Genomic DNA, 11,596 nt, shown 5'->3' with positions numbered 1-11,596 from the left:
ATCACTTCGCAAACCACGACTTCGCACTTTGGCTCGCAGTGGGCACCCCAACAGGCAACGATTGCAATCGCTTTGCTGCTGTAATACCGAAGCAATTGATCATTTTTTGGTCCAACTGGATTGCTTGCTGCTTTCATGTCGCGTGGATCAGTTGCACGAAAGGCATACGCATTGAGCATATATATCCCCTCGAATCCCCAGTCTTTCGCAAAATTTATGCAACGTCGAATGGTTGGGTCGTTGATTGATTCATCTGCGTATGATGGATTCAGTCCAACGAATGCGACCATCTCGCAACTTAGTCCAGTATTCCATCGACGCCACAATGCATACCGCCACGTCCGGCAAACCGAAAAGGCAGCACCATTAGTCCAATCATCGCGAACGTCGAACGAATGATTGACCAAGAGTCCTGCTCGCGTATATTCTAACATGGCTACTTTCGTTTTATGAACTCGGGAAAAATAAAGCCTTAGCTGGCATCAAAGCCCTGCTTACAAAAGCCTACTTCTGGTCTCCAAGGCGCCCATCGTGCCTGCATGTTCTTATAAGGCCACGCCAATTAGCAGCAATTCACTCACCTTGCAACTCACCCCACCATGGGGTGCACCAGAGCCGCAGCGGCAAGCAATTCCGCGCCAAGGGCGGCCCTCCCAGCACCATCACCCCCCCGGTGATTAGGTTTACCCTGTGCACTTATGACCCCGGTGGGCCAGACCAGGCGATCGGATTCCCCCAGCACGCTGCTCGCCCCGATCGAAGCCTGGTTTGAGCGTCAGGGCTGGACGCCTCTGCCGTTCCAACGCCAGTGCTGGCGGGCCTACTTGGCCGGCGAGAGCGGCCTGATCCAGGTGCCCACCGGCTCGGGCAAAACCTATGCCGCCGTGATGGGTCCAATTGCCGACTTCCTGGCCGAGCCCAGCCCCGGCCTGCGCCTGCTCTACCTCACCCCCCTGCGGGCCCTGAGCCGGGATCTGGCCCTGGCGATCCAGCAGCCGATCGCGGCGATGGGTTGGCCCCTACGGGTGGCCATCCGCAATGGCGACACTTCCAGCTACGAGCGCGGCAAGCAGCTGCGCAGCCCGCCCGAGATCCTGATCACCACGCCGGAATCGCTCAGCCTGCTGCTCGCCAACCCCAAGGCCCCTGCCCTATTTGCCGGCCTTCGGACGGTGGTGATCGATGAGTGGCACGAGTTGCTGGGCAGCAAGCGGGGCAGCCAAACCGAGCTCTGCTTGAGCTGGCTGCGCAGCCAGCGGCCGGCCCTGCGCACCTGGGCGATCAGCGCCACGATTGGCAATCTCGACGAGGCGGCCCGTAGCGCCGTCGGTACGGGTGCCGCAGGTGCCCCAGCCAGCGAACCCCGCCTAATCACCGCACCGATTGCCCGGGCAACGGAGATCCGTAGCCTCCTGCCCGAGTCGATCGATGGCTTTCCCTGGGCCGGCCACCTCGGGCTGCGGCGCCATGAGGATCTGGTGGCGGCCCTGGAGCCGGGCGTCTCCACCCTGCTGTTCACCAACACCCGCAACCAGGCCGAGCGCTGGCACCAGTGCCTCCGCTACGCCTGCCCTGAGATGGAGGGCGCCCTGGCCCTGCACCACAGCGCCATCGACCGGGCCGAGCGCGAAGCGATCGAAGCCGGGGTGAAAGTAGGTGATCTGCGTTGGGTTGTGTGCACCAGCTCCCTCGATCTGGGCGTTGATTTCCAGCCGGTGGAGCGGGTGGTGCAGATCGGCTCAGCTAAAAATGTGGCCCGGCTGCTGCAGCGAGCTGGCCGCAGCGCCCACAACCCCGGCGGCACCTCCCAGGTGCTGTTCATGCCCACCCATGCCCTCGAATTGCTGGAGCTCAGCGCCCTGCGGCGCGGCCTGGCCGCTGGCTTGGTGGAGGAAAGGAGGCAGCCAAACGCCCCGATCGACGTGCTGCTCCAGCACCTCACCAGCCTGGCCTGCGGCCCGGGATTCGAACCGGCCCAGGCACTGGCAACGGTCCGCAGCGCCTGGAGCTACCGCCAGCTCAGCGATAGCGACTGGCAATGGTGCCTGCGCTTCCTCGAGCACGGCGGCGACTGCCTCGGCGCCTATCCGCGCTACCGCAAGCTCGAGCGCGAAGACGGCCGCCTGCTGGTAAAGGAAAAGGCGATCGCCCGGATGCATCGCCTGCACATCGGCACCATCACCGCCGACCGGGCCGTAACCGTGCGCTTTGTGCGCGGCGCCGTGCTCGGCCATGTGGAAGAGGCCTTCATCGGCCGGCTCAAGGCCGGCGATGTGTTCTTCTTCGCGGGCCGGCAGCTGGAGTTTGTGCGCCTGCGGGAGATGACCGCCCAGGTGAAGGCCAGCTCTAAAAAAAGCAACACCGTGCCCGCCTGGGCAGGCGGCCAGATGGCCCTCTCCGACCTACTCAGCCGCCACCTGCGCGCCGAGGTGGATCGTTGCGCCCGCGCCCTAGCCGGGGAAGCCAAGCTCGATAGCCCCGAACTTGTGGCCCTCGAGCCCCTGCTGCAGCGCCAGGTGCAGCTCTCCCGGCTGCCAAGGCAGCACGAATTGCTGGTGGAGGTGTGCAACAGCCGCGAGGGCAGCCACCTCTATGCCTATCCATTTGAAGGGCGCTTTGTGCACGAGGGCCTGGGTTTTCTCTGGGCCTGGCGCCTGGCCCGCCACCAGGCCAGCACGATCACGGTGTCGGTGAATGACTACGGCTTTGAACTGCTGGCCCCGAAAAACTACCCATTTGAAGAGCTGTTTGAGCTGCATGCCGAAGAACTGCTAGCCGCCGCCAACCTCAAGGACGATCTGGAGCAGGCAATCAACCTTTCAGAACTCTGCCGAAGGCGTTTCCGCGCCATTGCCCAGATCAGTGGCTTGGTGCTGAACGGCTTTCCCGGCCAGGCCAAATCTGGCGGCCAACTCCAGATCAGTGCCGCCCTGCTCTACGACGTATTCAGCCGCCACGAACCCGGAAACCGCCTCTTGGCCCAGGCCAGATCGGAAGTGCTCAGCGAACAGCTGGATCTGCCCCGGATCACCGTCGCCCTGCAGCGCCTGCGGAGGTGCACCCTGCAGCTGGAGCGCACTCCTCGGCCCGGCCCCCTGGCCTTTCCCTTGCTGGCCGAGCGCCTCAACAACCGGATGACCAATGAGTCCCTGCTGCAGCGCCTGGAGCGCTTGCGCCAGGAAGCTGAGCGCGCCGAAGGTGGCCCTCCTGGCTCCTAGCTAGGGAAACTCAGCCCCAACCAGCACCAGCAGGACCGCCAACATGGCGTTCTGGCGGCGGTTGACTAACGCGGGAGCGGGCAGAGCAAGGGGCCGGGTATGCGGCAGGTGCGCCATTCCCCCCTTGTTGTTGATACCTCCACGCCTATCAGCGGGCCCTGGTGATTGCTTTCAGCGATTGGCTCAACCCAGGCAATGGCATCTGCGATGGCCTCATCAAGGCTGCTGTAATGGGCATCGAGTTCCCGGTGAGGCTCACAGCCGCCATCAATCAGGCGGTAGCAACGCCCAACCTCCAGGTCAGCGCCCAGGCTGGTTGAAATCTGCATCCACATACCCAGCTATCTATTGGATGCACCCTGGCTAGCCCTCGGGCTGCTTGTCTGTAATGCGGCACACATATTAATTAGTCGTAATGGTCATTTCTGCGGAGCCCCCGGCGCCCTTGTGTCAGGGCGGGGTTAGGATGGCTTATTGATTTTATCAACCAAGCCCATGTCTGAGATTGAAGAGATTAATAAGCTTGTCACGTTTGGCCTTGTGGATGGAAAACTGCGGATTTTACAGGTTAACGCAAATGTATGGGGTGACGTTAAGGGGAATATCCAGGGCAGTGTTCAAGGTGATATCTATGGAGATGTGGAGGGGAGCGTGGAGGGGTATGTGGGTCGCGACGTTGGCGCCAACGTAGGACGCCACGTTTTAGGGAATGTCAATGGCAATATTGAGGGCAGTGTTTGGGGAGATGTAAAGGGCGACATATGGGGCCATGTCTTCGGCAAAGTGGAGGGCAATGCCCAGGGCAGCGTCGATGAAAACGCCTGAGCTCCAGTCAATCCAGTCAATCCAGCTAATTCTATGTTTGCTGTTAATTCAGCGGCTCTTCCCTGCTGATGGCCAGGCTCAGCGGCCCGGTGTTGCCACTGAGAAGTCTTTCCCCGCCACGCAGGCCCTGGGCAATTTCTACCCGGCCGCCCGACTGCTTGCCGATCACCACTGGCATCGGCTCTGCGCCGCCTCGCTGGTACCGGAACACCACCGGGGTGCCCTTGACCATCTGCACAGCCTCGGCCGGAACCGTGAAGCGCTGCTCTGCTGAAGCAACCAGCAAAAAGGCAGTTACCGCTGTGCCTGCCGGTGGCATGGGGCCATCCACCGCCTGGGCGCGCACCACGGTGAACCTCCTGCCGCCATCCCCGTCGGCGGCCACTGCGACCACACGAGCCCGCAGCTCCTGCGCACCTGCTTTCACCCGCAGCAACTGGCCGCTCTTCAGATCGGCGGCCAGCAGGGGAGACACCATGAAACGCATTTCGCTGCCACGGGCATCGCTGATTTGGGCCACTTCCTCCCCCTCCCGCAGCACGGCGCCCGGGTAGGCCTTCACCGCGGTGACCTGCCCGCTGCTGGGGCTCCTGATCAGCAGCCCTCCCCTGGCATCCGGTTGACCGATCGCCGCTGCCTTGGCCGCCGTCGCCCGGGCACTGCTGGCAGCAGTCACACTGGCAATGCGGCGGCTCTCCAGTTCCTGCGCCGAGAGGGCACCCTGGCGAGCCATTGGTATTGCCAGGCGGTATTGATAGGCCAGCGATTGGGCCGTTGCCTGAGCAGCCCCAGCCTCCGCCTGCACCACCGCAGCTTCCGGGCTTCGCACCTCAGCAATCACCTCACCGGCGCGCACGGCCATCCCGGGAGCCACCAGCAGCCTCACCAACCTTCCCGCCACGGGCATGGCCGCGCTCGAGCGGGCCCCAACAGCAGCTTCGACAAAGCCCGAAATCGGCCGTTCGGTTCCCGTGCTGCGTTCGGGGCGAATGATGCTTAGCCCGGAGCGCCGTAATTGCTCCTCACTGAGCGTGATCCTGTCTTTGGGTTCGATGCGCCCTGGGGGCACTTCTGGGGGAGCTGGCGAAAGCCGGCCGCTGAGGCGCCCCAGGCCAACTCCCAGCAGCAAAGATCCTGCAATTGCCACACCGACTAGCCCTTTCATGGCTGGGACACGGCAGGGGAAGGGGAGATGGCACTGGCAGGGGGCAATAGCCAGAGGCCAAAGCGGGCATAGAGCGCCGGAACCACCAGCAGGGTCAGGGCGGTAGAAGTGATCAGGCCGCCGAGCACCACGATCGCAAGGGGCTGGAGAATTTCATTGCCAGCCCCGAACGCCAGCGCCAGGGGCAGGGCGCCGAGGGCGGAGGAGAGGGCCGTCATCAAGATTGCGTTGAGGCGCTCCAAACTTCCCTCTCGGATCACCTCTTCCAACGGCTGACCAGCGGCATGGCGGCGGTTGTAGTTGTCCACCAACAGCAGGCCGTTGCGCACGGCGACACCAAACAGGGTGATGAAGCCGATCAGGGAGGCCACCGATAAAACCCCGCCTGTCAACAACACGGCCAGAACACCGCCCACTAATGCCAACGGCAGGTTGAGCATGATCGCCACGGTGGCAGGCAGCGACTTCACTGAGGCCACCATCAGCACGGCCACCACGATGGCGGCGACGAGGCTGTAGAAGACGAGACTGGCTGTTGCCCGTTGTTCTGATTCGAATTGACCGCCATACCTAATCGTGTATCCCTGGGGCAGGCGCACCTCGCGAGCAATGGTGCGCTGGATGTCCTTCACCACGCTGCCGAGGGCCCGGCCGCTGACGTTGCACGACACCACGATCAAGCGGGATACGTCTTCCCGGTTGACGACATTGGAGCCCAGTCCTTCCTCGATCCAGGCGACGCTCCCCAGCGGCACAGTCATGCCGTTGGCAAACGCTACCGGCACTGATCGAATTGCATCGAGGTTCTGGCGACCGTTCTCCTGGAGCTGAACCAGCACATCGCTGCGCACTCCGCCGTCCACCACGTGGCCCACCACCTTGCCGTTGAGGGCGATTTCCACCGCCTCCGACAGCTCTTCCACCGTCAGCCCCAGGGCGGATGCCAGAGGGCGGTCGATGTGAATCTGCACCTGGGGGATGGGCAGTTGGGGCTCGAGCTGTAGATCCACCACCCCATCGATCGGCTTGATCGCCCTCTCAACGGTCTCGCCGATGCGGCGCAATTCCCCCAGATCGGTGCCGTAGATCTTGATGGCGATGGCGCTGCGCACACCCGAGAGCACCTCATCCATGCGGTGCGAGATGAATCCACCAATGTTGGGAGCCACGCCGGGAAGCCGGAGGAAGGCCTGGCGCAGCTCGGCAATGGCAGCGGGCCGATTGGCCATCGCCTCATCGCTCAGTTCCACATCCACATGGGCCAGGTTCACGCCAGCCCCGTCTGCATCCCCGGGAGCCCGGCCCGTGCGCACCTGCACCCAGTCGAACAGGGGGTTGTTCTGCAGCGAACGGGTGAGGGTTAAGCCAGCCCGGTTGGTCATCTCCAGGGACACCCCCGGGTAGAGCACCATCGAGTTGACCAGAGACTTTTCTCGGAATTCAGGCAAGAAGACCCGCCCCAACGCCGGCAGGATCAAAGTGGTGGCCACCACCATGGCCAGAGCGATGACCAGCACACGCCGCGGTGCGGCCAGCGCAAGGTCGAGAATCGGCCTGTAAAAGCGCTCGGCCTGATTGGTCAGCCAGGTGCTCTCCTCGGGCAGCTGCACCGGCGCCAACAAGATGGCGCAAAGAGCAGGAATCAGCGTGAGAGCAACTAGTGAAGAGGCTGCAATCGAAAATAGGTAGGCCAGCCCCATTGGCGCAAATATGCGCCCCTCTACGCCGGAAAGCGAAAAGATTGGAGCAAATACTACAATAATAATCAAGCTTGAAAAGAGCACCGGCTGGCGCACTTCCACGGAGGTTTCAAAGACAATCTGCAAGGGATTCCTTGGATTACAGGAGGCCTGGTTTTCGCGCAGGCCCCGATAGCAGTTCTCCATATCTACGATCGCATCGTCAACCACTGAGCCGATCGCCACCACCAGCCCTCCCAAGGTCATGGTGTTGATGCCGAGGCCCAAGGCATTCATCAACATCAGGCCTATCAGGATTGACAGCGGAATCGCGCTGAGGCTGATCGCAACTCCACGCCAGTTCATCAAAAACAGCACGATCACGGCCGAGACGATTACCACGCCTTCAACCATGGCTGAGCTGACATTTCGGATCGCGCTGTCGATGAAGTTGCTTTGGCGAAAGGTCTGCTGGATCTGCACATCCGCCGGCAGGGTGCGGTTGAGTTCGGCCAGGCGTTGCTCCACCGCCCGGGTCACCGTTGGGGTGTCGACATCCGGCTGTTTTGTCACCATCAGCACCACGGCCGGCTTCCCGTTGAAGCTGGCGTCGCCCCGCTTAAGAGCCGCACCGAGCCTCACCTCGCCCAGCGTGGAGAGCAGCACCGGTTGACCCTGCTCATTGCGCACCGCCGCCTCGGCCAGATCTTTCACCTGCGTGATCTGGGTCAGGGGGCGAATCAGCCGTTCCTGGCCCCCACCGATCAGGAAGCCGCCTGGGCTGGTGGCCATGGCCGAACCAACGCCCTCCATCACTGCTCTAAGCGAAACGTTCTGAACCTGCAACTCCTGTGGGTCGAGCAGCACCTGAAATTGCTGCTCATCGCCGCCATAGATCGTCACCTGGGCCACCCCCGGCACCGCGAGGATTGACTGGCGGTAGGAGCGCAGCACCAACTGCTGCAGATCCATCAGCGAAGTGACGCCATCGCCGTTCACGGTGAAGGCGACCTGAAGGATCGTGCCCAGGGGGGAGACCAGCGGCGAGAGCTCTGGCGCACCAGCACTAGCGGGCAGCTGGGCACTGACCTGTTGGATTCGTTCGGCCACTACTTGGCGGGCGCGATAGATGTCGGCGTTCTGCTGGAACACCACCTGCACCATCGACAGGCCTGCCTTCGAGGAGGAGCGCACGGTCTCCACCCCCGGGATGCCATTCACGGCCGATTCGATCGGCAAGGTGATTCGCGTCTCGACCTCCTCGGGCGAAAGGCCAGCGGCGCTGGTCTGCACGTCCACCTGGGGTGGGGCGAACGGCGGAAACACATCCAGCGGCATCTTGCTCACGGCCAGCAGGCCCCAGATGCTGATGACGATCGCTGCGGCCACGATCAGCCAGCGGCGGGCGATCGAAAAACGGAGCGTGGTGTTGAGCAGCCGCTCAAGCATCGCTCTTGTGGCGGCGAGCCAGCCAGATGGCCCCGCCGCCAAGCACCACAACAGCTCCAGCCGCCAGGGCTGGCACGGGCAGGCTGCCGCCTGCTTCCGGCTTAGTTACTGCAGCCGCCGCCGCCGCTGGGGTTTTGGTTTCGGCTGCCGGCTCGGCCGGCTGGGATTTCAGCGACTCGGCGTAGAGCGAAAGGGCGCCGGTGATCACCACCTCATCGGTGGGATCGATTCCCCCGCTCACCACAACCCGGTCGCCCTGGCTGGCGCCGGTCTCTACGTAGACAGGGTCGTAGGTCTTCTCCATCTGCACGAACAGCAGGGGCCTGCCGTTGGCATCCACCAGCGCCATTGACGGCACCGTGAGGCCGTCGGAGCCCTGGGCGGGCCTGGCCGTCGCCACCCCGAGTAGTGCATCGCTCTCGGCCTGGCTGCGCCCCTGGCGGGCATCCCCCTGGGGCTTGAACTCATCGCCGTGACCGGCGTGGGCCAGGGCCGCCGGAGCCGCCGTGGCGATGGCCAGCAGGGTTGCCGCCGAGAGGCTGGCACGGGCTGCAAGTCGCAGGATTCGCATGGGCAAGACCCACAGGATCAACGGATGGGCGCAGGATGGCCCAGCCGGGATGAAAACCAGGTGAAATCCCATGCCATTGCGGATCCTGCTGGTGGAAGACGAGGCACCCTTGGCCGCAGCCATCCAGGAGGTGCTGCAGCGCCAGGGCCATGTGGTGGATCACTGCCCAGGGGGCCTGGAGGGCTGGACCCTGCTGACCGGTGAGCTGGCCAACTACGACCTGGCGATCCTCGATTGGATGCTGCCGGATCTCAGCGGCATCGAACTCTGCCGGCGGGCCCGGGCCGCTGGGCTGGGCCTGCCCCTGCTGTTGCTCAGCGCCCGCTTTGCAACGACCGATCGAGTAGAGGGCCTCGACGCCGGTGCCGATGATTACCTCAGCAAACCCTTCGCCATGGAGGAGCTGCTGGCGCGGATCCGGGCCCTGCGGCGCCGTCCCCCGGATTATCGCGAGCCCCAGCTGGAGGCCGGCTGTTACCGCCTCGACCCCGCCACTGGCAGGTTGCGTGTACACACCGTAAGTGGTGACGTTTGGGTGGAGCTCTCGGCCAAGGAGCGCCAGTTACTGGGCTATTTCCATGAGCACCCCGGCCAGATCATTCCGGGTTCGCGGCTGCGCAACCAACTCTGGAACCTGCATCAGGATCCGGTGAGCAATGTGGTGGCGGCCCAGGTGCGGCTGTTGCGGCGCAAGTTTGCGGACCATGGCCTGCCCTCACCAATTGAAACCGTGCCGACCCGGGGCTATCGATTCGGATCTCCTCCAGCGACCCAGCCAGCCCAGCAGCAAGTGACCCAGCCAGTCCAGCAGCAGTGACGCCTAAACGTTCCCCAGTGCCCGGGTTGCTCTGGCGCGCGCGCCTGCGCTTGGCCGGCCTGTCACTGCTGGTGATGGGCAGCTTGCTCTATGGGGCCGGCTGGGCCATGGGGCGGCTGCTGCTGCAAACCAAGCAGGGGGCCATCCAGCGGGAGTTGGAGACCATCGCCGGCACCCTGCATGACAGCCTCAGGCCCTCCCTGCCCGAATACGGACCGGCCTCCCTCAACATCGCTGCGGTGCTGCCCGGCCTCTGCCCGGTGCGGGAGCCCTGCCGTCCGCCGGCGGATCTGATCCATCGCCATGGCATCAGCGCCTCCGATCCAGATCGATTCAAGCTGCGGGTGCTGGATCTCCACGGCGGCCTGATTGCCCGCTCCCCCGGCACCATGCCCCTGGAAACGGAACCGGGGCAGACGGGTTTGGTTCTGGCCGGCGATCGGGCCGCCGGGCCCTGGGGCACCTACACGATCCATCTTCACCACGCCCAAGCTCCTGGTGAAGCGATTTGGGGCTATCTGCAGGTCTCCCGTAGCCTGGCCGAGCTAGATGCCGAGGCGGATCGGTTGTGGTGGCTTGGCCACGCCGTTTTCTCCCTGGCGATGCTGGTGATGGCCCTGGCCAGCTGGTGGCTGGCGGGGTTGGCCATGGCTCCGCTGGTAGAGGCCTACCGGCGTCAGGAGCAATTCAGTGCCGATGTGGCCCATGAGTTGCGCACTCCCCTCGCCAACCTGCTGGCCCTGGTGGAGGCCGAACGCAGCACCATTGCCGAGCTACCTGCGAGCCGAACAGCGACGAGCCTGGATCGGGTCCTGGGCCAGGGCCGGCGCCTCCAACAGCTGATTGCTGACCTGCTCTTGCTGGCCAACCTGGAGCGACCCTTTCCCCAGAGCCAGAAGCAGGTGTGCAACCTGGCCGAAATCAGCGCCGACGTTCTGGAGGAGTGCGGTGAGGCGGCTGCCGAAGCCCAGGTAAGCCTGGAGCAGAAGCGGTGGATGAGCCCTGCCAGGGTGCTGGGCAACGAGGCGGAATTGGGCCGTTTACTGATCAACCTGGTCAGCAACGCGATTCAGCACAGTCCGATAGGCGGCCGAATCGAAGTAAGCCTGGAGCAGCGGGGCCGGGAGATCAAGCTCTCCATCCATGACAGCGGCCCAGGTATTCCAGCGGCCCAGAGGCAACAAATTTTTGATCGTTTTACCCGCCTGGATCCAGCCCGCTCCCGCAGTCAGAGGGGGACGGGCCTGGGATTGGCGATTGCCCAGGCCATTGCTCGTCGCCACGGCGGTGGGATCAGTGTGCAATGCAATCCAGCGCAATCGAATCCAGTGCAATCAAACTCTGGGGCTGGGAGCTGCTTCTGTGTGACGCTGCCAAGCGCTGATTGATTTGAGCTGGCTTGGGCCATAAATTGGGCTTTGGTGAATGCCCGGCCCTATTGATTGTGGATATGCAGGTCGGCGATCAAATTGGCGCTATTGGCAAGCTCATCTCTTCTGCTAGGGCTAGTAAGATGTCAGTAAATTTTATAGTCATAGCCTACGAGCCCGTCAATTGATCTAGTTCATGGCTATTTCAGGCAGCTTCAGGCCTGCCTATGAAATTGATGTCAGTAACCGATCTGCCAACCCTCCCCCCGCCAGGCTGGGGAGACCTGCCACAAAATTGATGGTTGCCGCTCTGTTGATCCTTGTGGTGATGGTCGGGGTGGGTCTGGCAATCAACCCGAGCAGGCAGCAGTTCGATTGGTTTCTGCGGCTAAGGCGCCCAGCCTGGCTCACTTTTGAGGGTTTGATCCCACTTATCTGGATCAGCATCTATGCATGTTTTTATGCTTCGGCGCTGTTGTGCTGGAACGCCAGCTGGAGCTGG

Annotated in this window: 10 protein-coding genes; 6 read left to right on the top strand and 4 right to left on the bottom strand. The window is 63.1% G+C overall.

Translation table 11 applies throughout. From position 1 onward, the window contains the following. Positions 1 to 290: DUF1643 domain-containing protein (locus KBZ15_RS09090; RefSeq protein WP_255014869.1), on the bottom strand; the 290-nt coding region annotated here is incomplete at its 3' end. 408 nt (positions 291 to 698) lie between these two features. Between KBZ15_RS09090 and KBZ15_RS09085 the strand changes: the two genes are divergently transcribed. From KBZ15_RS09085 to KBZ15_RS09075, 3 genes are all read left to right on the top strand, one after another. Then, positions 699 to 3,218, top strand: coding sequence for a ligase-associated DNA damage response DEXH box helicase (locus KBZ15_RS09085; RefSeq protein ID WP_255014868.1), 2,520 nt, complete (start codon positions 699 to 701; stop codon positions 3,216 to 3,218). Between the two features lie 161 nt (positions 3,219 to 3,379). After that, positions 3,380 to 3,538, top strand: coding sequence for a hypothetical protein (locus tag KBZ15_RS09080; RefSeq protein WP_255014867.1), 159 nt, complete (start codon positions 3,380 to 3,382; stop codon positions 3,536 to 3,538). A gap of 175 nt (positions 3,539 to 3,713) precedes the next feature. Continuing rightward, on the top strand, positions 3,714 to 4,043 hold the full coding sequence (locus tag KBZ15_RS09075; RefSeq protein WP_255014866.1) for a hypothetical protein: 330 nt from the start codon (positions 3,714 to 3,716) through the stop codon (positions 4,041 to 4,043). Between the two features lie 43 nt (positions 4,044 to 4,086). Here the strand turns inward: KBZ15_RS09075 and KBZ15_RS09070 are convergent, their stop codons facing one another. The 3 genes from KBZ15_RS09070 to KBZ15_RS09060 are packed head-to-tail and all read right to left on the bottom strand — an operon-like array spanning position 4,087 to position 8,907. After that, positions 4,087 to 5,208: an efflux RND transporter periplasmic adaptor subunit gene (locus KBZ15_RS09070; protein WP_255014865.1), complete on the bottom strand. Its 1,122-nt coding sequence runs from the start codon at positions 5,206 to 5,208 to the stop codon at positions 4,087 to 4,089. Beyond that, positions 5,205 to 8,336: an efflux RND transporter permease subunit gene (locus KBZ15_RS09065; protein ID WP_255014864.1), complete on the bottom strand. Its 3,132-nt coding sequence runs from the start codon at positions 8,334 to 8,336 to the stop codon at positions 5,205 to 5,207. Before KBZ15_RS09065 ends, KBZ15_RS09070 begins: the two co-directional genes overlap by 4 nt. Further along, on the bottom strand, positions 8,329 to 8,907 hold the full coding sequence (locus KBZ15_RS09060; RefSeq protein ID WP_255014863.1) for a hypothetical protein: 579 nt from the start codon (positions 8,905 to 8,907) through the stop codon (positions 8,329 to 8,331). The genes KBZ15_RS09065 and KBZ15_RS09060 overlap by 8 nt, the downstream gene beginning before the upstream one ends. Before the next feature lie 76 nt (positions 8,908 to 8,983). Here KBZ15_RS09060 and rppA point away from each other — a divergent pair, with 76 nt between their 5' ends. The 3 genes from rppA to KBZ15_RS09045 form a co-directional block, all read left to right on the top strand. Beyond that, positions 8,984 to 9,724, top strand: coding sequence for a two-component system response regulator RppA (gene rppA / locus KBZ15_RS09055; protein WP_255014870.1), 741 nt, complete (start codon positions 8,984 to 8,986; stop codon positions 9,722 to 9,724). A gap of 50 nt (positions 9,725 to 9,774) precedes the next feature. Then, entirely contained in the window at positions 9,775 to 11,112 is a 1,338-nt protein-coding gene (locus KBZ15_RS09050; protein WP_255014862.1) for a cell wall metabolism sensor histidine kinase WalK, read from the top strand. 280 nt (positions 11,113 to 11,392) lie between these two features. Next, positions 11,393 to 11,596, top strand: a 204-nt coding sequence (locus KBZ15_RS09045; RefSeq protein WP_255014861.1) for a tryptophan-rich sensory protein, incomplete at its 3' end; no start/stop codon positions are given.

This window comes from Cyanobium sp. BA20m-p-22, assembly GCF_024346275.1.
Taxonomy (GTDB): Bacteria; Cyanobacteriota; Cyanobacteriia; order PCC-6307; family Cyanobiaceae; genus Cyanobium_A.
The sequence above is the reverse complement of the archived record's forward strand: the minus strand, read 5'-3'. Positions and strand labels throughout refer to the sequence as shown.